The sequence below is a fragment of the Micromonospora chaiyaphumensis genome (assembly GCF_900091435.1).
GTDB classification, from domain to species: domain Bacteria; phylum Actinomycetota; class Actinomycetes; order Mycobacteriales; family Micromonosporaceae; genus Micromonospora; species Micromonospora chaiyaphumensis.
In genome coordinates, this window is sequence record NZ_FMCS01000004.1 from 282647 (window position 1) to 303421 (window position 20775).

The window sequence follows — 20775 nt, forward strand, 5'->3', positions numbered from 1 at the left end:
TCAGTTCCCCTATCGGAGCTTCGGGTCGAGGGCCTCGCGGACCGCCTCGCCGAGCATGACGAAGCTCAGCACGGCGGTGACGAGGAACGCGGCGGGGAAGAACAGCAGGAACGGCGAGACGCGGATGTAGTTCTGGGCCTCGCTGATCATGATGCCCCAGGACACCACCGGGCTCTTCAGGCCGATGCCCAGGAAGGACAGGGTGGCCTCGGCGCCGATGAAGGAGCCGACCATGATCGTGCCGTAGACCAGCAGCGGGGCCAGGCAGTTCGGCAGCAGGTGCTTGAGGATGATCCGGCCGGTGCCGGCGCCCAGCGCGCGGGCCGCCACGATGTAGTCGGCCTCCTTGGTGGCGAGCACCGACGAGCGCATCAGCCGCATCACCACCGGCCACAGCAGCACCACCAGCGAAATGATGACCAGGCCCATGATCTGCCACTCGTTGTTGTCGCTGCCCGAGCCGTTGAACGTGGTCAGGATGACGATCGAGCCGAGCACGAACGGCAGGCCGAAGAAGATGTCCGCGATCCGGGAGAGCAGCGCGTCCACCCACCCACCGCGGTAGCCGGCGATGATGCCCATCGCCCCACCGATCAGCAGCGTGCACAGCGTCGACAGCACCGCCACCACGATCGAGGCGCGGGCGCCGTAGATCACCCGGGCGTACACGTCACGGCCCTGCACGTCGTAGCCGAACCACGCGTCGGACGACGGCTCGACCCGGCTGCGCGACAGCGCACCGTTGACGGCGTCACCCGAGGTGAACAGCGCCGGGAACGCGGCCATCACGATGAACAGCAGGATGAAGGCCGCCGAGATCCAGAACAGCGGCTTGCGGCGCAGGTCCCGCCAGGCGTCAGCCAGGAGGCCGCGCGGCTTCTGCTGCTTCTGGGCGCTCTCCGGCAGGCCCGCGTTGACGGGCGCGCCGGAACCAGCCTCGGTCGGCATGGTCGCGGGCGGCGTCGAGACGATCGACGCGGTACTCGGGTCACTCATAGCGGATCCTCGGGTCCAGGGCGGCGTAGAGCAGGTCCACCAGCAGGTTCATCACGAGATAGACGAGCACCAGCACCACCACGATGCCGACAACGGTAGCGCTCTCCTTGGTGACGATGGCCCGCAGCACCTGGCGGCCGATGCCGTTGATGCCGAAGATGCCCTCGGTCACGATCGCGCCACCCATCAGGGCGCCGAGGTCGGTGCCGAGCAGGGTCACGACCGGGATGAGCGAGTTGCGCAGCAGGTGCACGCCGACGACCCGGCGCATGGGAAGGCCCTTGGCGATGGCGGTGCGGACGTAGTCGGCCCGCCGGTTCTCGGCGATGCTCGTCCGCGCCACCCGGGCGATGTACGCCATCGAGGCGCTACCGAGCACGAAGCCGGGCACGATCAGCTCGCTGAACCGCATCTCGTTGGAGACGGTGGGGTTGACGATCCCCCACTTCACACCGAGCAGCCACTGGAGCACGAAGCCGATGACGAAGACCGGCAGCGCGATCAGGAAGAGGGTGGAGATCAGGACCAGGTTGTCCAGGAAGCCGTTACGCCGGAGACCGGTGAGGACGCCCGCGCCGAGACCGATGATCGCCTCGATGGCGAGCGCGACCACCGCCAGCTTCAGGGTGTTCGGGTACGACGTGGCGATGATGTCGCTGATCTCGCGACCGCCGAACGTGATACCGAAGTCCCCCTGGAAGAGGTTCTTCATGTAGCTGGCGTACTGCACCCAGATCGAATCGTCGAGATGGTACTTCTCGGTCATCATGGCCCGGTAGTTCGGGGGGCAACCGCGGTCGCCGCACTTGCCGGCGAAGGGGTCGCCGGGCACCGACCAGACGAGCCAGTAGATCAGGAACGTCGTGCCGATGAACACCGGCACGAGTTGCAGCAGCCGTCTCAACAGATAACGGCCCATGGGGTGGTCCTCCAGACAGGGGGCGCGTCGGCCGACCGACACGGATGGCGACAACGTGCGAGGGGTTCGTTGTACACCCCCTCGCGGAACGGCCCCGGGTCGGGCTCACCGGTAGGCGAGCCCGACCCGGGGTCAGACCGTTCGGATCAGAGCTCGACCGAGGTGATGTCGAGCTCGCCGACGTTGGACAGCTCCAGCTTCTTGATCTTCTCCGAGTGGCCGGACTGCTCGCCGCTGAAGTAGATCGGCATCGCCGGGACGTCCTGGTCAATGATCTTGACCGCCTCGGCGAACTTCTTGTGGGCCTCCTCGAGGCTGGGGGCCGCGGAGGCCTCCTTGGCGAGGGCGTCCACCTGCGGGTTGCTGTACTTGCCGTCGTTCGAGGAACCGCCGGTCACGTAGAGCGGGTTGATCCAGTTCTCCACGTCCGGGTAGTCCTGCTGCCAGCCGGCGCGGTACAGACCGGTCATCTTGTAGGCGTTGATGTTCGCCCGGAAGACCGCGAAGGTCGGCACGCCCACGGCGACCGCGTCGATGCCCAGGTTGGTCTTGATCTGCTGGGCGACGGCCTCCATCCACTCCTTGTGGCTGGCGTCCGCGTTGTACGACAGGGTCAGCTTGCCCTGGAAGCCACCGGCCTGCTGGAGCAGCCGCTTGGCCTCGGTCGGGTCGAACTTGCAGGCGGTGCAGTCGCCCGGGGTCGCGCCCGGGGTCAGCGGGTTGGCCCAGCTGTCGGCCGGCTTGCGGTTACCGAAGAAGATCTTGTCGGTGACCTCCTGCCGGTTGATCGACAGGGAGATGGCGCGACGCAGGTCCTTGTTCTGGAACCGCTTGTCGTAGATCGGGAAGGCGATGATGCCGTTCGACGGGATGGTCGTCTGGATCGCCCGCTCGCCCAGGTCGGTCTTCCACTTGTCACCGGCCAGCGAGGAGACCGGGACCTGCTGCTGGAAGTCCAGGTTGCCGGCGAGCAGGTCGTTGTAGGCCGCCGTGTCGTCCTGGTAGATCTTGACGGTGACGTCCTTGATCTTCATCTTGTCGCGCAGGCTGTAGTCGTCGAAGCGGGTGAGCTTCAGCTCGACGTCGTCCTGCCAGGAGACGAGCTTGACCGGGCCGTTACCGATCGGCTTCTTGCCGAACTCCGCCGGAGTGGTGGCGAAGAAGGCGTCGGGCAGCGGCATGAAGGCGCTGTAGCCGAGCTTGGTCGGGAACACGGCGGTCGGCGAGGAGAGCGTGACCTCGAAGTTCCAGTCGTCGATGACCTTGAGGCCGGACATCTCCTTGGCCTTCGGCTCCGCGGCCTTCTTCGGGCCGTCCGGGCCGTCCGGGTCCTCGGTGTAGGTGTCCTCGAAGCCCTGGATGTCCGAGAAGAAGGAGGCGTTCTGCGCGCCGTTCGGGCCGTAGGCCGCCCAGTTCCAGGCCTTGACGAAGCTCTCGGCCTTGACGGTGGTGCCGTCGTGGAACTTGGTGTTCTGCTTGATCTTGATCTTGAAGACCTTCGAGTCGCTCGTCTCGATCGACTCGGCCAGCAGGTTCTGCGGGGCCCCACCGTTGTTGGGGTACTCGACCAGGCCGCTCCACACCCAGTCGATGATCTTGCCGCCACCGGTCTCGGTGGTGTTCGCCGGAACCAGGGGGTTCTCCGGCTGGGTGCCGTCGATGACGATCGCGCCGTCCTTGCTGGCGCTGGCGTCGCCGCCGTCGTCGTTGCCGCTGGAGCAGCCGGACGCGATGAGCGCGAATGCCGCGCCCACCGCGAGCGCGCCGCTCGCCCGCTTCGAGACTCTCATTCCGAGGGGCCTCCTCTTTCTAACCTGGTTCCGTCGTGGGTTTCACGCACGTTTGGGGGGTGACACCGCCGACGGCCCGAACCACAGGACGCCGGTTTACCGCAGAGGAAATCGGGACACCCCAGGGGTACCGATCCGCCGGGCGCCACACCCTTCGACGCAGACACCGCGCAGGGTCGACGGCCACGCGCGGCGCGTGGAGGCGGCGTCACGTGGTCGGCGGGCCCGACGGGGTGCCTCACACCGGGGGGTGAGGTGCTGCCACTGTGACACTCACCAGCCCTTTGCGTGAAGGTGCCGTTATCAAGACGTTAGTTGCCCGCCACGTTGCCGATACTTGAGAAAAGATCATGAAACGCCCGAGTCGCACGGGGCTGAACAGGTAAGACACGCCCAGACGGGACGAGACCACCCGCGTAGGCTCGGCGCCGTGAGCTTCCCCGCGTCCGCTCCGGTGCTGCCCGACGTCCGTCGGGCCCTCGCGGTTTTTGCCCATCCGGATGATGTCGACTTCGGCTGTGCGGGCACCATCGCCGGCTGGGTGGATGAGGGTATCGAAGTGGCGTACCTCATCGCCACCCGTGGCGACTCCGGTGGTTTCGACGACACGCCGCGCGAGGAGATGCCGGCCCGGCGGGAGGCGGAGCAGCGGGCGGCGGCCGCGGCGGTCGGCGTACACCGGGTCGACTTCCTCGACGGCCACAGCGACGGCACCCTCACGCCCAGCCTGGCGCTGCGCCGGCAGATCAGCGCCGCGATCCGCCGGTTCCGGCCGGACCGGGTGCTGACCAGCTCGCCGCTGCGGCGCTGGGAGCACCTCACCGGCCCGAGCCACCCCGACCACCTGGCCGTCGGCGAGGCCACGACCTGCGCCGTCTACCCGGACTCACGAAACCCCTTCGCCTTCCCGGAACTGCTCGACGAGGGGCTGGAACCGTGGGTGGTCCGGGAGATCTGGTACGCGGGCGGGCCCGGCCCGGATCACGCCATCGACGTGACCGACCGGATCGACCGCAAGATCGCCGCGATGGAGGCGCACCGGTCGCAGACCGCCCACCTGGACGTGCCGACCTGGATCCGGGACCGGCTCACCACCGTGGCCGACAACGCCGGCCTCCCGCCCGGGCGGCTGGCCGAGGCGTTCACGGTGCTGCGCACCACCGAGTGACGCCCCGGGCCGGCGCCGCCGGAGCGGTCAGACCAACCGGCGGTCGGCGGCCCAGCGGGACAGCTCGTAGCGGTTGGACATCTGGAGCTTGCGCAGCACGTTGGAGACGTGCGTCTCGACCGTCTTGATCGAGATGTAGAGCTCCCGGGCGATCTCCTTGTACGCGTACCCCCGGGCGAGCAGCCGGAGCACCTCGCGCTCCCGGTTGGTGAGCTGGTCCAGCTCGGGATCGGCCACCGGCGCGTCCGGCCGGGACGCGAAGGCGTCCAGCACGAAGCCGGCCAGCCGCGGGCTGAACACCGCGTCCCCGTCGGCCACCCGCCGGATCGCGTCGGTCAGCTCCTCGGGCGAGATGGTCTTCGTGACGTAGCCCCGGGCGCCCGCCCGGATCAGCCCGATCACGTCCTCGGCGGCGTCGGACACGCTCAGCGCGAGGAAGCGCACCTGCGGGTGCGTACGCCGCATCGCCTCCAGCACCGCCCGGCCGCCGCCGTCGGGCATGTGCACGTCGAGCAGCACCACGTCCGGCTGCATCGCCGCGATCCGGCTGACCGCCTCCGCCACCGTGCTGGCCTCGCCGACCACCTCGACGCGCGCGCCGAGCTCGGCGCGGACGCCGGCCCGGAACATCGCGTGGTCGTCGACGAGGAACACCCGCAGCCGCCCGTCCCGGGGCGCCGCGCCCTCGACCGGTTCCTGCTCGACCATGGTCATCTGTCCCTTTCCGCCGTGGAGCCGGAGCCGCTGATCGGCAGGATCAGCCGGACCTCGGTCCCCTCCCCCGGCTCGGACCGGATCTCCGCCCGGCCGCCGTGCCGCTTCATCCGTCCGATGATCGAACCCCGGACTCCGTGCCGGTGATCCTCCACCGTATCCGGGTCGAAGCCCTTGCCCCGGTCCCGGACGAAGGCGCTCACCTGCTCCGGCTCCACCTCGGCATAGAGCGAGACGGTCTGCACCTCCGCGTGCCGGGCCGCGTTGACCAGCGCCTCCCGGGCCGCGGCGACCAGCGCCCCGACCCGTTCGTCGGTCTCCCGGTCGCCGACCACCACCGTCTCCACGGTGATGGCGAAGGTGTCCTCCACCTCGGCGGCGGCCTGCTCCAGGGCGGCCGCGAATCGCTCGGTCGGCGAGGCGGTCGGCTTGTAGAGCCAGTTCCGCAGCGACCGCTCCTGACCCCGGGCCAGCCGCTGCACCGTCTTGACGTCGCCGGCGTTGCGCTGGATGAGGGCGAGGGTGTGCAGCACCTGGTCGTGCACCATGGCGGCCAGCTCGGCCCGCTCCTGCTCCCGGATCCGCCCTTCGCGCTCCGAACGGAGCTGGTTCCACGTGCGCCAGAGCACCGGGCCGGTCACCACACCCACGCCGGCCAGCCCGACCAGCGCGAAGATGATGCCGTTGAGCACCGCGTCGAAGTTCTGCGCCGGCGAGTAGACCGCCGCCACGCCGATGATGCCCACCGCGACGAGCACGCCGCCGCCGATGAAGCGGAGCACGAACGCGCGCCGGTCGCTCTCCTCCACCACCGCGCCCAGCCAGGGCACCGCCATCGAGCCGCCCCACTGCCGGCGGCGCTCCGGCGCGGACTGGTGCCAGATCACCCCGGCGCCGACCGCGATGATGGCGACCAGCCAGCCCGCGGTGCCGGCCGCGCCGACCGAGTCGAAGGCGACGACCTGGAGCAGCAGCACGCCCAGCCCGATCGCCACGAAGGGCAGCAGCTGGGTGAGGTCGCGGCGGGGCGGGACGGCGGTGTCGCCGGGCCGCGGCGGGACGACCGCCCAGAAGGCGGCGTAGAGCAGCAGCCCGAGGCCACTCAGCCCGAGCAGCACCATGAAGGCCACCCGCACGCGGAGCACCGAGATGCCCAGGTGCTCGGCGATGCCGGCGGCCACCCCGGCGGCCAGCCGGTGCTCGGTGGCCCGGTAGAGGCGCGGGGGGTGCGGGGTCACGGTGCTGCTGATCGGAGGCTCCCGGGTCGGGGACGGCGTGCCGGCGGCGGCCGACGTCCCGATCGTCACACGGCCGCACCGCCCCCGACCACGGGGACGCCCCGGACATTCGCGGCCCCGGGATCTCAGGGTGGGGTCAGGGTCGGGTCCTGAGGACGCTCGGGCGGCCGGGGCAGCAGGATCGGAGGCATGACCGAGGACGCTGCCCGTCCGCCCCACCACGGGGCGGCAGCACAGGACGGGCCACCGCCACCCCCGCCGGGGCCGGCGCCCACCGCCGCCGACACCACGGCGCCCCCGCCACCCGGATCCACCCCGCCGCCCACCGGCGGAGGGCCGTCCGCCGACCCGCCACCCACCGGGTACGCGCCACCGCCCGGCGGCGCCGGCTTCACCTCCCGGTACGGGCTGGTCCGCCCCCGGGAGGGCCGTTACCTGGCCGGCGTCTGCGCGGCGATCGGCCGGGCCACCAACACCGATCCGGTGCTGTGGCGGGTGCTCCTGGCCGTGCTGGGCTTCTTCGGTGGCATCGGCATCCTGGTCTACGTCACCGCGTGGCTCATCATCCCCGGCGAGGGGGACACCGCCTCCCCGGTGGAGTCGATGCTCGGCCGCGGCCGGTCCAGCATGTCCCCGATCACCGTGATCGTGCTCAGCATCGTAGTGGCGGTCGGTTTCGGTTACGTCGTCACGAACGGGTTCCGGGCGATCCTGCTCGGGGCGGTGATCCTGATCGGCGGTGCGCTGCTGCTCAACCGCGACCAGCGCGCCCCGGCGACCCGTACGGCGGCGCCGGGCGCGCCGCCCGGCCCGCCGCCGGGTCCCGTTCCCCCGGTCGCCTGGCCCGCGCCGCCGGCCGCCACGCCCGCTTCCGGGACGCCGGCCGCCGCCGGACCGGTCCCGACGCCCGCCACCCCGTCGACGCCCTGGTCGGGCACCCCGGCCGAGGCCGCCCCGGCGCCCTGGTCCGGCACGCCGGCCGAGGCCACGCCGTGGTCCGGCGAGCAGCCGGTCACCGCCCCGCCGGCCGCCCGCCCCGAGCCGGGATACCCGCCCGCACCGGTCTCCGCCGCCGGCTGGCCGGCCGCGACCGTCGCCCGGCCCGCCTGGTCCGAGCCGGAGCCCACCGTGGCGCGACCGCCGGCCGTCCCGGGCAGCCGGGCCGGCGAGGCATGGCCCGGCACCGATGCGACCGCGGCCTGGTCCGCCGCGCCGACGACCGGGCGTCCCTACGAGGAGCCCGCCGCCGTGCCGCCGCCCGCCCCGGTGGGCGCGCCGCTGCCGCCCGGGGGCTACCGGCCGCCGTTCGCCCCGCACGGTCCCTACGCCGGGTCGACCCCGCCCGTTCCGCCGGCGCCGGCCCGCCCGGCCAAGCCGCCGAAGCGGCCGAAGGAGCGGTCCGCGCTCGGCGCCGTCACCTTCTCGCTGATCTTCCTGGCGCTGGGCGTGGTGGCGATGCTCGACCTGCTCGACGCCTTTCCGGTCGGCGCGGCCGGCTACTTCGCCGCCGTGCTGGCCACCATCGGGCTGGGGCTGCTCGTGGGCACCTGGTTCGGCCGGGCCCGCTGGCTGATCGCACTCGGTCTGGTGACCGCGGCGGCGCTCGGCATCGCGACCGTGGCCGACTCCTACGACCGGGTCCGCGGGATCGACGGCAACGTCACCTGGGCCCCCGCCGACTACCGGGACCTGGCCGACCGGTACGAGAACAACTTCGGCGACTCCGTGCTCGACCTGCGCGCGGTCGACTTCGACAAGAAGGACACCCAGGTGACCGTCGAGGTCAACTTCGGCAAGGCGACGGTGGTCGTGCCGCCGAACGTCGACGTCACCACGGTGGCCGACGTCAACGCCGGTGACGCCACTGTCTTCGGCGAGCGGAACGGCGGGTTGAACGGCCGCCAGTGGGAGAACACCGACCTCGGGCCGGACGGCCGCGGCGGCGGCACGCTGCGCCTGCTGATCCACGTCAACGCCGGAAACCTGGAGGTGACCCGGTGAAGGCTCACCGCACCGACATCGTGTCGTTCGCCTTCGGGCTGGCCTTCCTCGGGCTGTCCGCCTGGTGGCTGCTGGCCCGGATCCTCGGGCTGGCGCTGCCCCCGGTGGGCTGGTTCCTGGCCGGCGCACTGATCCTGATCGGACTCCTCGGTCTGGTCGGCGCGCTGCGCTCGGGCCGGCACACCGGGCCGGAACCGGCGGAGAGCACCGTGTCCGCCCCCTACGAGGCCGGCACTCCGGCCACCTCCACACCGGCCGGTGACGAGGCGGACGAGTGGGCCACCGACGCGGTGACCGACGCGCCGCTCGCGGCGCGCGAGGACCGCCCGTTCGACGAGGAGCCACGCTGGTCGCCCGGCGCACCGGAGGTCCGGAGCGAACCGGTGACCCGCGAGCTGTCGCCCGTCGAGCCGGCCCTGCCGGACCGGGCGGAACCGGCGACCCGCGAGCTTCCGGCCGCCGAGGAGCGGTACGACACGACCCGCGAGCTGCCCGCCGCCGAGGAACGGACCGACGCGACCCGCGAGCTGCCCGCCGCCGAGGAGCGGGACGGCACGGCCGGGCCGGCCACCCGGGAACTGCCGGCGGTGGACGAGGCGGCGGACCGGCCGGGGGGCGGTCCGCGTACCGGCGGGGACGGGCCGGGCTGACCGCGGCGGTGCGGGTCGTCGGCAGCGCCGCCTATGCTGGCTGGTGGAGATCCCGCCTCCACCGGCCGGCCCACCCGTGGCGCCCCGGTCGCGGCCGGGGCTCCCGGTCGGCCGGGTCGCCCGGGTCGGTCCCGTCTCCTTCCGTCTCTACCTCGTCAGGAGCCCGTCCGAGATGACCCAGTCCCCCGCCGTGCGCGTCACCGGCCCCGCCGGTGCGGTCCGCGTCGGCGAGCGCGCCGCCCGCACCCTCGTCAGCGAGTTCGCCCGGCGTAACGACGCGAAGGCCGGCCTGCTGGTCGGCGCGACCCCGGAGTCCGCGGTGCTGGCCGCGGCGATCGAGGCGCTGCTCCCCGGCGACCGGCTCACCGTCGTCCCCGCGGAGGGCGCCTCCGCGGCCGCGCTCCGCGCGCACGTGACGGCCCAGGGCCGCTGGGTGGCCGACCGGGTACGCGTGGCCGACACCCTCGCCGAGGCCGACGCCGCCGCGGTGGTGATCTCGGCCGAGCCGTTCACCGGCACCGCCGAGGAGGCCCGCACCGCCGTCGACGGGCTGACGAAGTACCTGGCCGAGGGGGCCGTGCTGAGCGTGGCCGCGCCGCTGTTCCGCACCGAGGGCGCCGGGGCCGAGTTGGACCGGCAGGGGCTGCTCCACGGCGTCCGCACCGACCTGGTGCTGCGCAACTCCCCGCCGGTACGCGTGCACCACCTGCGCTCCACCCCGGCGCCGGCCGCGCTGGCCGCGTCGCTGTCGCCGGCGTACCGGCCGTCGAGCGTGCCGCTGACCCGGAGCATGCACATCGACTCCAACGGCGTGGCCGCCGCCGGCATCACCCTCGGGCTGGCCGCGCTGGCCCGGGCCGCCCGGCCCAAGTCCAGGCTCTGGCTGCTGCCGGCGCTGGCCGCCGCCCCGGTCGCCGCGTTCTTCCGGGACCCGGAGCGGGACGTGCCGGAGGACCCGTCGGCCGTGGTCGCCTCGGCGGACGGTCAGGTCCTGTCGGTGCAGCGGCTGCACGACGAGCGCTTCGGCGAGGGCGAGTGGCTGCGCATCGCCGTCTTCCTGTCCGTGCTGGACGTACACGTCAACCGCTCGCCGGTGGCCGGCAAGGTGGTCGACTACTTCGTGGCCGACGGCGGCTTCGTCAACGCCATGAAGCCGGACGCCGAGCACAACGTTGCCGCGTACACGGTGCTCGACACCGACCACGGCACGGTGGTGGTGGCGCAGCGGACGGGGCTGATCGCCCGCCGGATCGTGCAGCGGGCGCCGGTCGGCGCGCTCCTGGCCCGGGGCGAGCGCTTCGGCCTCATCCGGTTCGGCTCGCGCACCGACGTCTACCTGCCGGCCGACGCCGCCGAGCCGCTCGTGGGCCCGGGCGACAAGGTGGTCGGCGGCTCGACGGTCATCGCCCGCTGGAGCTGATCCCGACAAGCGCGAGAAGGGGCGCCGCTCGCGCGGCGCCCCTTCTGCGTGCTGAGGGTCAGGCGGTGCGGCGCTGGCGCAGCCAGAGCACCGGGCCGCTGACCAGGTAGCCCACCACCACGAGGGCGAAGGTGAGCCGGATGTCGACAAGCGCGCCGACCACCGGGGCCAGCCAGAGCCACGGCGGCAGCTTCACCAGCCGGGCGAGCTTCGCGTAGGGGAAGCTGGAGACCATGGCGAAGGCGAGCAGCGCCACGCCGGCGACCATGACCAGGCCGGAGACCGGCACCCCGATCGCCACGGTGAGGGCCAGCACGGCCGCCGCCATGGTGGTCGGCACGCCGCAGAAGAACCGGCCGTCCTTGGGCGAGACGTTGAACCGGGCGAGCCGGATGGCGGCGCAGGCCGCGACCAGGGCGCAGGCGACCGCGGCGGCCGCGGGCGGCACCGAGCCGGCCAGCGAGGCGTAGACCACGACCGGCGCGGCGAGGCCGAACGAGCACATGTCGGCCAGCGAGTCCATCTGCGCGCCGAACGGGCTGGCCACGTTGAGCTTGCGGGCCAGCGCCCCGTCCAGGCCGTCGAACGCGACGCACGCGATCAGGCAGAGCGCCGCGACCCGGACCTCACTCTGCATGGCCAGGAAGATCGCCAGCATGCCGAGCATGAGGCTGCTCAGGGTGCAGGCGTTGACCAGCGCGAACTTCGCCCGGCGGGCGGCGGTGCGCTCGCCCGGCAGCAGCGGGATCGACATCGCCGGCGACTCGTCGACCGGCGTGGCCGGGGCGAGCGCCGGGCTGACCGGCATCACGGCCTCGACCTCGGCCTCGTACCGCGTGACGTCGACGTCGGCCTCGTACCGCCCGTAGCGGAGACGCTGCCGGTCGGACCAGCGGTGGTCGGGGGTGACCAGGTCGGTCCCGGTGACGGCGGCGCCGTCCCGGCGGCCCACCCGGACCAGCAGCACCTGGCGGGCGAACGTGCTGCTGCGGCGCAACCGGCCCGCCCAGCGACGCCCTGCGGGGCGCGGACTGTCAGTCGTACGACGCCGGCGCCATGGGGCTCTCGGCACGTTTCCTCCATCACCGGATCGGGTTACCGCCACGCGGGCGGGTGTCCGGCTGTCTCGTGCCGGACCTTTCGGGCCCGGCAGCCCATTTGCGGAGTACACCATTGCACAGGGGATAGGGGGTTGGCGATAGCTGCCGGCGGTACTTATAACTCTCTTAACCGCGCGAACCGCTCACTTATTCCCATCTCGGGCCTCATCGCCCGTTTTCGTCGCCCGATCCCAACTACCGACTGTACCGGAGGCGGCCCAGGCCGGCTCGGCGAGCGGGCGTCACCTACCCCGATGTCCGGTTGCCCGGGCCGCCACGTCGGTCATCCGCAGGCCGCCGACCTGGTCCGGCGCGAACCACGCGGCCCGCGCCGTCGAACCGCCCGCGAGCTCGGTCACCACCGCCTCGGTCGGGGCGTCCACCCGGACGCGATAGATCACCCGGACGCCGTGCCAGTCCAGCGGCCGACCCTCCGGGCCGAGCGCGGCCGGGTTGTGCAGGTTGTCGACGGCCAGCAGGCCGACCACCCGGCCGAGCTGGCCGGCCTCCTCGACCAGTTCCCGGAGCAGGCCGGCGGCCGGCTGCTCGCCGTGGTCGGTGCCGCCGCCGGGCAGGTGCCACTGCCCGGCGCCCGGGTAGCCGTCCGCGATCATGGTGAGCAGCACCCGCCCGGCCGGGTCGGTGACCAGCCCGTACGCGGCGAAGCGCTGCCGCCGGTCGGCGTCCGGGGCGGCCGCCGGGGGCGGGAGCGCCCGGGGCAGGTCGGCCGGCAGGGGCGACACCGGCAGCCCGAGCAGCTCGGCCGTGAACGGCATCAGCGGCACGTCCGCCGCCTCGTCCGGGGTGAACCAGCCCAGCTCGTCACTGCCCCCGGCCGGCTCCGGCCGCAGCTCGCCACCGCGCGCCTCGATGTCGAAGATCAGCCGGTCGGTGTGCATCACGACGCCGTCGCCCGGACAGGCGGCCACATCGGCGACCGCGGCCCGGATGGCGCCGGCCGCGACGGTCAGCCCGGTCTTCTCGGCGAACTCCCGCTCGACGGCCCGCGCCGGATGCTCGGCGTGCTCGATCCCACCCCCCGGCAGCTGCCACACCCCCGGATAGGGACACGCCTCCGACCCGCGTGCCAGCAGAACCCGCCCGAGCCCGTCCGACAGCACCCCGTAGGCCCCGATCCGCCGCCGCTCCTCCACCCGCACCACTCCCCCGTCCGCTCAACCCGTCGATCATGAACCTATTGCCCGCCGGATCGGCGTGTCCCGGCAATAACTTCATGATCGCCGCTGAGTGGCGGGGGCGCGGGCGGGGAGGGCGCGGGGGGTCAGATCAGGTGGGCGGCGTGGACGGCTTCGGCCGTCACCTCCGTGAGGCGGTCGGTGGGGAGGGCGCCCAGTTCCTCGCGGCGGAACCAGCGGGCCTCGCAGGTGGAGCCGCCGACGTCGGCCACCGTGGGCGGGGCGGGCTGGTCGACGACCACCCGGTAGAAGGCGCGTACGCCGTGCCAGTCGATCGGGTAGCCCTCGGGGCCGAGCGACGCGGCGTCCCGGTGGCTGGCCACCCCGAGCAGCTCGACGAGGCGGCCCGTCTGCCCGGTCTCCTCGACCAGTTCCCGGATGAGCGCGGCGCCCGGCTGCTCGCCGTAGTCGGTGCCGCCGCCGGGCAGGTGCCAGCAGCCGGCGCCCGGGTAGCCGTCGGAGACCCGGGTGAGCAGCACCCGCTCCTCCGGGTCGGTCACCACGGCGTACGCGGCGAAGCGCTGCGCCCGGTGCAGCCCGTCGGGCCCGGGGACGGCGTAGAACGAGGGGAACTCGGGGACCTCCTCCGGCACGATGTCGTCGCTGGAGGTGGGCAGGCCCAGGGCGCGCGCGGCGAACGAGCGCAGCGGCAGCTCCCGGGCCTCGTCGAGGGTGAACCAGCGGGCCAGGTCGGTGGGGCGGTCGACCCGGTCGGCCAGCGTCCCGCCCCGCACCGAGACCGTGTAGAGCAGCCGGTCGGTGTGGATCGTGATGCCGCGCTCGGGCAGCGCCCGCATGTCGGCCAGGACGTCCTGGAGGGCGGCGACGGAGACCGAGAGCCCGGTCTCGGCGGCGGTCTCCCGGACGACGGTGTGCTTCGGGTCCTCACCGTGGTCGACCGCGCCGCCGGGCAGCGACCACGTGCCGGGGGTGCCGGAGCGCTCCGATGCGCGGACCAGCAACACTCGGCCGTCTGAATCAGCACAAACTGCGTATGCCGCGATCCTGCGGAGCGGCTCCAGCAAGGTGGTCACGGGAGAAAATTCTCCCCCGATGCGGTTACCGGCATCGAAAAGAGTCAGATTCCTGACTCTTGGCTGGCGCCTCAGGGACGCGTCAGGGTAGGTGTCCGGGCGGTCACCGAGGTCGCCCGCCGAGCCGCGCGGGACCGTGGAGACATGACCTCGACGAACCCCTCCCAGGCCCCGTACAAGCAGCTCCGCCGGCCGGTCACCGACCGGATGGTCGCCGGCGTGGCCAGCGGCCTCGGCCGCTACTTCGCCGTCGACCCCACCCTCGTGCGGGTGGCCTTCGCGGTGGCCACCCTGCTCACCGGCGGGATCGCCGCGCTCGCGTACCCGATCATGTGGTTCCTCATGCCCGAGGAGCCGGCGGGCGCACCCGCCTGGCCGCACGCGCCGGGCACCGCGCCCGGCTGGCCGCCGGTCCCGCCGACGCACCCGGCCACGCCGGAGCCGGCGCCCCGGCCGGCGCCTCAGCCGCCGGTGCCCCCGGCGCCGCCGGCGGCCTGACCCGGCGTCACTCCCACTCGATGGTGCCCGGCGGCTTGCTGGTCACGTCCAGGACCACCCGGTTGACCTCGGCGACCTCGTTGGTGATCCGGGTGGAGATCCGGGCCACCACCTCGTAGGGCAGCCGGGACCAGTCGGCGGTCATCGCGTCCTCGCTGGAGACCGGGCGCAGCACCACGGGGTGCCCGTAGCTGCGCCCGTCGCCCTGCACGCCGACGCTGCGGACGTCGGCCAGGAGCACCACCGGGAACTGCCAGACGCCCCGGTCGAGGCCGGCCGCGGTGAGCTCCTGCCGGGCGATCAGGTCGGCCCTGCGGAGCACGGCCAGGCGCTCCTCGTCGACCGCGCCGATGATCCGGATGGCCAGGCCCGGGCCGGGGAACGGGTGCCGCCAGACCATCGCCTCGGGCAGCCCCAGCTCCAGGCCGAGCGCGCGGACCTCGTCCTTGAACAGCGTGCGCAGCGGCTCGACCAGGGCGAACTTCAGGTCCTCCGGCAGCCCGCCGACGTTGTGGTGGCTCTTGATGTTGGCGGTGCCGGTGCCGCCGCCGGACTCCACGACGTCCGGGTAGAGGGTGCCCTGCACCAGGAACTCGACGTCGCCGTGCGAGGCGATCTCCCGGGCGGCGGCCTCGAAGACCCGGATGAACTCCCGGCCGATGATCTTGCGCTTCTGCTCCGGGTCGGTGACCCCGGCCAGCGCGCCGAGGAACCGCTCGCGGGCGTCGACCACCTTGAGCTTGATGCCGGTGGCGGCGACGTAGTCCTTCTCGACCTGCTCGGCCTCGCCCGCGCGGAGCAGGCCGTGGTCGACGAAGACGCAGGTGAGCTGGTCGCCGACGGCCTTGTGCACCAGCGCCGCGGCGACCGCCGAGTCGACGCCACCGCTCAGGCCGCAGATGACCTCCTTGTCGCCGACCTGCGCCCGGATCCGGGCCACCTGCTCGTCGATGATGTTCTCGGGCGTCCAGGTCGGCTCGATGCCCGCGATGTCGTGCAGGAAGCGGGCGAGCATCTCCTGGCCGTGGGCGGTGTGCCCGACCTCCGGGTGGAACTGCACCCCGGCCCGGCGGCCGGTCAGGTCCTCGAAGGCGGCGACCGGCGCGCCCGCCGACTCGGCGGTGACCGTGAAGCCGGCCGGGGCCTCGGTGACGCAGTCGCCGTGGCTCATCCACACCGGCAGGTCGTCCGGGAGGTCGCGGAGCAGCACGCCGGCCTCCGGGCGCGCGTGCAGCGGGGTGCCGCCGTACTCGCGGTTGCCGGTGCGGGCCACGGTGCCGCCGAGCGCCTGCGCCATGGCCTGGAAGCCGTAGCAGATGCCGAAGACGGGCACCCCAGCGTCGAACATCCCGGCGTCGATCTGCGGGGCGTCGGGCGCGTAGACGCTGGACGGGCCGCCGGACAGGATGATCGCGGCCGGGTTCTTCGCCAGCATCTCGGACACCGGCATCGAATGCGGGACGATCTCCGAGTAGACCTTCGCCTCGCGGACGCGGCGCGCGATGAGCTGGGCGTACTGGGCTCCGAAGTCCACCACGAGGACGGGGCGAGGCGTGCTCATGTGCAGCAACCCTACCGACAGTCACCCCCGGCGCGGGCCATGCCCCGGTGTGTCGTGCGCCGCCCTGCTCAGGGGCGCAGCGCGGCGGGGGCGTGGGCGGGCACGGCGGGCTGCTTCGGCGCCACCGGGGCGAGCCGCCGATAGGGCTGACCCAGCGGCGGGCGCGGGTCCTCCTCGCCCTTGTTGGGCCAGAACGACATGGCCCGCTCGGCCTGCGCGGTGATCGTCAGTGACGGGTTGACGCCCAGGTTCGCCGAGACCGCCGCGCCGTCCACCACGTGCAGCCCGGGGTGACCGTGCACCCGGTGGTACGGGTCGATCACCCCGCGCTCCGGGCTGTCGCCGATCACCGCGCCGCCCAGGATGTGCGCGGTCATCGGGATGTTGAACGGCTCGGTGACCGCCCCGCCGGGCGTGCCGTCGATCTCCTCGGCGAGCAGCCGGACCGCCTCGTTGCCGGCCGGGATCCAGGTCGGGTTGGGCGCGCCGTGCCCCGGGCCGGACACCAGCCGGCCGCGCCGGTAGCGGGTGGTGAGTGAGTTGTCGACCGACTGCATGACCAGGGCGATGACGGTGCGCTCGGACCAGCCGCGCACCGACAGCATCCGGGCCGCCAGCCCGGGCTGCCGGACGATGCTGCCCAGCCAGCGCCGGACCCGGTGCGGGCCGCCGTCGACCAGCAGCGACTGGAGCAGCCCCATGGCGTTGGAGCCCCGGCCGTAGCGGACCGGCTCGATGTGGGTCTGCGGGTCGGGGTGGAACGAGCTGGTGATCGCCACCCCCTCGGTGAAGTCGAGGCCCCGCCGCCGGGCCTGGCCGGGACCGACCGAGGCGCCGAGGATGGCCTCCGAGTTGGTGCGGGTCAGCTCGCCGAGCCGGGGCGAGAGGTGCGGCAGCGCCCCGGTCGCCCGCATCTCGTGCAGCAGCCGCTGGGTGCCCAGCGCGCCGGCCGCGAAGACCACCTGGCCGGCCTGGATCACCTGCCGGCGCTTGCGCACCCAGGCGCCGGTGCGCTCGGTGTGCACCTCGTAGCCGCCGTCGGCGGCGGGGCGTACGGCGGTCACCGTGGTCAGCGGGTGGACCTGCGCGCCGAGCCGCTCGGCCAGCCAGAGGTAGTTCTTGACCAGGGTGTTCTTCGCGCCGTGCCGGCAGCCCGTCATGCAGGACCCGCAGTGGCTGCACCCCGTCCGGTCCGGCCCCACCCCGCCGAAGTACGGGTCGGGCACCCGCTCGCCGGGGCGGCCGATGTGCACGCCCACCGGCGTCGAGTGGAAGGTGTGCCCCACCCCCATCCGCTCGGCCACCGCCCGCATGGCCCGGTCCGCGCCGGTGTCGACCGGGTACGTGGTGACGCCGAGCATCCGCTTCGCCTGGTCGTAGTGGCGGGCCAGTTCGTCGCGCCAGTCGGTGATGTCCCGCCACTGCGGGTCGGCGTAGAACGCGTCGAGCGGTTCGTAGAGGGTGTTCGCGTAGACCAGCGAGCCCCCGCCCACCCCGGCGCCGGCGAGCACCAGCACCCCGCCGCCGGCCTTCCGGTCGGCCGAGCGGAGCAGGGTGATGCGCTGGAGGCCGTAGCAGCCGAGCTTCGGGGCCCACAGGAAGCGCCGCGCCCGCCAGGAGGTCTGCGGGAACTCGTCGTCGGCGAAGCGCCGGCCGGCCTCGAGGACCCCGACGGAGTAACCCTTCTCGGCCAGCCGGAGCGCGCTGACGCTGCCGCCGAAACCGGAACCGATGACGACCACGTCGTACCGCATGCACGCATCATTACCGACCGGTAGCTATAGCGCCAGCGAGAGTTTTTCGCAGATCATGCAGAGCGCTCGATGACACGGGAATCCCGCGCAACCGACGGCCCTCCGTCGCGCGTCGAGTGGTGGACGGGGGAAGGAGACCACGATGACGCGACGACGGTGGCTGCTGGGGCTGGCCGCTCTGGTGGCCGTGGTGCTGGTCGCCGCGGGCGCGGTGGTGACCACGCGGCTGGTCTCCCGCTCCGCGCCCGGCCCGGTCGCCGGCCCCGCCACGCCGAGCCCGTCCTCCCCCGCGCCGACCACACCGGCCCCGGTCACCACGAGCCCCACCCCACCACCCGGGGCCGACCTCAAGGGGCCGCTCAACCTGCTGCTCGTCGGGGTGGACACCCGGATCAGCGTGCCGGGCTGGGAACCGCACGCCGACGCCGTGCTGGTGCTGCACGTCCCGGCCGGGCTGGGCCGCGCGTACCTCTTCTCGCTCCCCCGCGACCTCGTGGTCGACATCCCCGCCTACCCGAAGGCCGGCTACCCGGGCGGCCGGACCAAGCTCACCCACGCCATGAGCTACGGCAGCCGGGTCCCGGGCGACAAGAAGCACCCCAGCACCGCCCAGGGGTACGAACTGCTGCGCACCACGGTCAGCCGGTACACCGGCCTGCGCATCGACGCCGGCGCCGTGATCACCTTCGGCGGCTTCGACAAGCTGGTCGACACCCTCGGCGGCGTCGACCTCTACGTCGACCAGCGGGTCGCCTCGATCCACCGCCGGCCGGACGGGCGCTACCGGGACCGGGTCGGCAGCACCTACACGGGGCCGCAGATGGTCTACCTGCCGGGCAACCGGCACCTGACCGGCTGGCAGGCGCTGGACTACGCCCGCCAGCGCTACACGGCCGGCGGCGACTACACCCGGCAGCGGCACCAGCAGCAGCTCATCCGGGCGCTGGCCCGGAAGATCCTCGACCAGGGGCTGGCCCGCGACCCGGACCGGGTCGAGCAGGTGGTCGCGGCACTGGGCAGGACCCTCGTGTACGTGGGCGGCGGCCGCCGGCTGGTCGACTTCGCGTACGCCCTGGGCGGCCTGCCGCCGGAGAAGTTCGTCCTGGTCGGCCTCCCCGGCGACGGGGTGGGCAGCGGCACGTCCTACCGGGGCGAGCAGTTGCGCCCCGTGGGTCGTGAGTTCCTCGCCGCGCTGCGGGGCGGCAGCGCCGACGCCTACCTGGCCGCGCATCCCTCGCTGCGGGTCAAGAACTGACTCAGAGCGGCTTCGGCGCCGGCGGGCGCTCGGTGCCGTAGAGCCAGGCGTCGAAGATCTTGGCGAGCTTCCGGCCGGAGACCCGCTCGGCGAGCGCCACGAACTCGTCGGTGGTGGCGTTGCCGTTCCTCTTCTCCGCCGCCCAGGTGCGCAGGATGGTGAAGAAGGCGCTGTCGCCGACCGCCACCCGCAGGGCGTGCACGGTCATCCCGCCCCGGTCGTAGACCGACCGGCCGAACAGGTTCGCCACCCCCGGCTTCCCCGTCGGCGTACGCCAGACCTGGCTCGACGCCGTGGCGTACTTCTGCTCGAAGGTGCGCTGGACGGTGGACTGGCCGGCGTGCTCGGCCCACAGCCACTCGGCGTACGTGGCCAGCCCCTCGTTGAGCCAGATGTCCTGCCAGCGCTGGAGGGAGACGCTGTCGCCGTACCACTGGTGGGCCAGTTCGTGCGCGACCACGCCCGTGTTGTCGCCCTGCCGGAAGAACCCGGCCGAGTAGACCGGCCGGCTCTGCGTCTCCAGCGCGTACCGGATCCGGTCGTCGGCGACCACCACGCCGCCGTACGCCTCGAACGGGTACGGCCCGAAGATGCTCTCCAGGTAGTCGGCCACCTCGACGGTCCGCGCGATCGACCGGTCCGGCGCGCCCTCGGCCACCTGGGTGGTGACCGCGCTGTAGACCGGCCGTCCCTTGTGCTCGTCGGTGGTGACCCGGAACCTCCCGATCGCCACCATCGTGAGGTAGCTGGCCATCGGGGCGCCCTCGGACCAGCGCCAGGTGGTCCAGCCGCCCGTGGTGCTCCGTCCCTTCGGGACCCCGTTGCTGACCGCCGTGAGCCCCTTCGGCACGGTGATCTCGAAGTCGTAGGTGGCCTTGTCGGAGGGGTGGTCGTTGACCGGGAACCAGGTGCTGGCCGACTCCGGCTGCCCGAGCGCGACCGCCCCGTCGCTGGTGTGCAGCCAGCCGCTCTCGCCGAGCACGTCGTTGTCGAGCGCGGCCGGCTGGCCGTCGTACCGGATCTCGGCGACGAAGCCGTTGCCCGAGGTGAGGCCGGTCGCCGGGGTCACGACCAGTTCGTCGTCGGTGCGGGTGTGGGCGGCCTTCGCCCCGTCCACGCTGACCGACCGCACCGTCAGCCCGGCCAGGTCCAGGTTGAACGCCGACAGGTTGGCCGTCGCCGTGGCCCGCAGCGTGGTGGTGCCGGTGAGCCGGTCGGTCGCCGGGTCGTAACGCACCTTGACCACGTAGTGGGCGACGTCGTAGCCGCCGTTGCCGTAGCTCGGGAAGTAGGGATCGCCGGCACCGGGCGCACCGGGCGCGAAGCTGCGCTCGGCCGTCGGGCTGGGCGCCGTGAGCGCCGGCGAGGCCCGGTCCGGTTCGGTCGCGCCGCAGCCGGCCAGCAGCAGCGTTCCGCAGACCAGCAGCCCGAGCCGTCGTCGTCCGCCGCGCCGCGCCATCGCCTCGATCCCTCCCGGACAG

At 73.1% G+C, this 20775-nt stretch carries 16 protein-coding genes and 1 pseudogene; 6 read left to right on the plus strand and 11 right to left on the minus strand.

What is annotated here, in order from left to right; translation table 11 throughout:
• Positions 1-9: 9 nt before the first annotated feature.
• The 3 genes from GA0070214_RS13315 to GA0070214_RS13325 all read right to left on the minus strand — a co-directional run bounded on the left by GA0070214_RS13315 (position 10) and on the right by GA0070214_RS13325 (position 3705).
• Positions 10-996 (minus strand): ABC transporter permease, encoded by a 987-nt coding sequence (locus GA0070214_RS13315; RefSeq protein ID WP_091262615.1) that lies wholly within the window; start codon positions 994-996, stop codon positions 10-12.
• Positions 989-1915: an ABC transporter permease gene (locus GA0070214_RS13320; RefSeq protein WP_091262617.1), complete on the minus strand. Its 927-nt coding sequence runs from the start codon at positions 1913-1915 to the stop codon at positions 989-991. Before GA0070214_RS13320 ends, GA0070214_RS13315 begins: the two co-directional genes overlap by 8 nt.
• A 146-nt stretch (positions 1916-2061) precedes the next feature.
• Positions 2062-3705: a peptide ABC transporter substrate-binding protein gene (locus tag GA0070214_RS13325; protein WP_091262619.1), complete on the minus strand. Its 1644-nt coding sequence runs from the start codon at positions 3703-3705 to the stop codon at positions 2062-2064.
• A 430-nt stretch (positions 3706-4135) separates the two neighbouring features.
• On the opposite strand from GA0070214_RS13325, the gene GA0070214_RS13330 reads away from it, so the two are divergent.
• Positions 4136-4873, plus strand: coding sequence for a PIG-L deacetylase family protein (locus tag GA0070214_RS13330; protein WP_244167695.1), 738 nt, complete (start codon positions 4136-4138; stop codon positions 4871-4873).
• A gap of 27 nt (positions 4874-4900) precedes the next feature.
• On the opposite strand, the gene GA0070214_RS13335 is transcribed toward GA0070214_RS13330, so the two are convergent.
• Together GA0070214_RS13335 and GA0070214_RS13340 are read right to left on the minus strand one after the other, a co-directional pair.
• The gene (locus tag GA0070214_RS13335) at positions 4901-5581 is read right to left on the minus strand and encodes a response regulator (RefSeq protein WP_091263104.1); all 681 of its coding nucleotides are present in this window, start codon (positions 5579-5581) and stop codon (positions 4901-4903) included.
• 2 nt (positions 5582-5583) lie between these two features.
• The gene (locus GA0070214_RS13340; RefSeq protein WP_091263106.1) at positions 5584-6825 is read right to left on the minus strand and encodes an ATP-binding protein; all 1242 of its coding nucleotides are present in this window, start codon (positions 6823-6825) and stop codon (positions 5584-5586) included.
• A gap of 189 nt (positions 6826-7014) precedes the next feature.
• Between GA0070214_RS13340 and GA0070214_RS13345 the strand changes: the two genes are divergently transcribed.
• From GA0070214_RS13345 to GA0070214_RS13355, 3 genes and pseudogenes are all read left to right on the plus strand, one after another.
• Positions 7015-8826, plus strand: coding sequence for a PspC domain-containing protein (locus GA0070214_RS13345; RefSeq protein WP_091262621.1), 1812 nt, complete (start codon positions 7015-7017; stop codon positions 8824-8826).
• A pseudogene (locus tag GA0070214_RS33025) lies at positions 8823-9005 on the plus strand (hypothetical protein); the annotation flags it as partial. The gene GA0070214_RS13345 and the pseudogene GA0070214_RS33025, both read left to right, overlap by 4 nt.
• Positions 9006-9648: 643 nt before the next feature.
• Complete coding sequence (locus GA0070214_RS13355; RefSeq protein WP_091263108.1) at positions 9649-10896, plus strand: phosphatidylserine decarboxylase; 1248 nt, start codon at positions 9649-9651, stop codon at positions 10894-10896.
• Between the two features lie 58 nt (positions 10897-10954).
• Here the strand turns inward: GA0070214_RS13355 and GA0070214_RS13360 are convergent, their stop codons facing one another.
• From GA0070214_RS13360 to GA0070214_RS13370, 3 genes are all read right to left on the minus strand, one after another.
• The gene (locus GA0070214_RS13360) at positions 10955-11893 is read right to left on the minus strand and encodes a CDP-alcohol phosphatidyltransferase family protein (RefSeq protein WP_091262623.1); all 939 of its coding nucleotides are present in this window, start codon (positions 11891-11893) and stop codon (positions 10955-10957) included.
• 345 nt (positions 11894-12238) lie between these two features.
• Complete coding sequence (locus tag GA0070214_RS13365) at positions 12239-13150, minus strand: NUDIX hydrolase (protein WP_091263110.1); 912 nt, start codon at positions 13148-13150, stop codon at positions 12239-12241.
• A gap of 128 nt (positions 13151-13278) precedes the next feature.
• Positions 13279-14226 carry an NUDIX domain-containing protein gene (locus GA0070214_RS13370; RefSeq protein WP_091262625.1) on the minus strand — a complete coding sequence of 316 codons (948 nt, stop codon included), beginning with the start codon at positions 14224-14226 and terminating at the stop codon, positions 13279-13281.
• A 144-nt stretch (positions 14227-14370) separates the two neighbouring features.
• Between GA0070214_RS13370 and GA0070214_RS13375 the strand changes: the two genes are divergently transcribed.
• Positions 14371-14724 carry a PspC domain-containing protein gene (locus tag GA0070214_RS13375; RefSeq protein ID WP_091262627.1) on the plus strand — a complete coding sequence of 118 codons (354 nt, stop codon included), beginning with the start codon at positions 14371-14373 and terminating at the stop codon, positions 14722-14724.
• A gap of 7 nt (positions 14725-14731) precedes the next feature.
• Here the strand turns inward: GA0070214_RS13375 and guaA are convergent, their stop codons facing one another.
• On the minus strand, positions 14732-16285 hold the full coding sequence (gene guaA / locus GA0070214_RS13380) for a glutamine-hydrolyzing GMP synthase (protein ID WP_091262630.1): 1554 nt from the start codon (positions 16283-16285) through the stop codon (positions 14732-14734).
• A gap of 68 nt (positions 16286-16353) precedes the next feature.
• Positions 16354-18039, minus strand: coding sequence for an FAD-dependent oxidoreductase (locus GA0070214_RS13385; RefSeq protein ID WP_091262634.1), 1686 nt, complete (start codon positions 18037-18039; stop codon positions 16354-16356).
• 142 nt (positions 18040-18181) lie between these two features.
• Here GA0070214_RS13385 and GA0070214_RS13390 point away from each other — a divergent pair, with 142 nt between their 5' ends.
• Positions 18182-19294 (plus strand): LCP family protein, encoded by a 1113-nt coding sequence (locus tag GA0070214_RS13390; protein ID WP_091262636.1) that lies wholly within the window; start codon positions 18182-18184, stop codon positions 19292-19294.
• A gap of 1 nt (position 19295) precedes the next feature.
• Here the strand turns inward: GA0070214_RS13390 and GA0070214_RS13395 are convergent, their stop codons facing one another.
• A complete protein-coding gene (locus GA0070214_RS13395; protein WP_091262638.1) occupies positions 19296-20753 on the minus strand; it encodes a M1 family metallopeptidase in 1458 nt (485 codons plus the stop codon).
• Positions 20754-20775 lie beyond the last annotated feature (22 nt).

Coding starts and splice junctions, on each gene's coding strand:
- GA0070214_RS13315 (WP_091262615.1), bottom strand. CDS start 996: ATGAGTGACCCGAGTACCGCGTCGATCGTCTCGACGCCGCCCGCGACC.
- GA0070214_RS13320 (WP_091262617.1), bottom strand. CDS start 1,915: ATGGGCCGTTATCTGTTGAGACGGCTGCTGCAACTCGTGCCGGTGTTC.
- GA0070214_RS13325 (WP_091262619.1), bottom strand. CDS start 3,705: ATGAGAGTCTCGAAGCGGGCGAGCGGCGCGCTCGCGGTGGGCGCGGCA.
- GA0070214_RS13335 (WP_091263104.1), bottom strand. CDS start 5,581: ATGGTCGAGCAGGAACCGGTCGAGGGCGCGGCGCCCCGGGACGGGCGG.
- GA0070214_RS13345 (WP_091262621.1), top strand. CDS start 7,015: ATGACCGAGGACGCTGCCCGTCCGCCCCACCACGGGGCGGCAGCACAG.
- GA0070214_RS13355 (WP_091263108.1), top strand. CDS start 9,649: ATGACCCAGTCCCCCGCCGTGCGCGTCACCGGCCCCGCCGGTGCGGTC.
- GA0070214_RS13375 (WP_091262627.1), top strand. CDS start 14,371: ATGACCTCGACGAACCCCTCCCAGGCCCCGTACAAGCAGCTCCGCCGG.
- guaA (WP_091262630.1), bottom strand. CDS start 16,285: ATGAGCACGCCTCGCCCCGTCCTCGTGGTGGACTTCGGAGCCCAGTAC.
- GA0070214_RS13385 (WP_091262634.1), bottom strand. CDS start 18,039: ATGCGGTACGACGTGGTCGTCATCGGTTCCGGTTTCGGCGGCAGCGTC.
- GA0070214_RS13390 (WP_091262636.1), top strand. CDS start 18,182: ATGACGCGACGACGGTGGCTGCTGGGGCTGGCCGCTCTGGTGGCCGTG.
- GA0070214_RS13395 (WP_091262638.1), bottom strand. CDS start 20,753: ATGGCGCGGCGCGGCGGACGACGACGGCTCGGGCTGCTGGTCTGCGGA.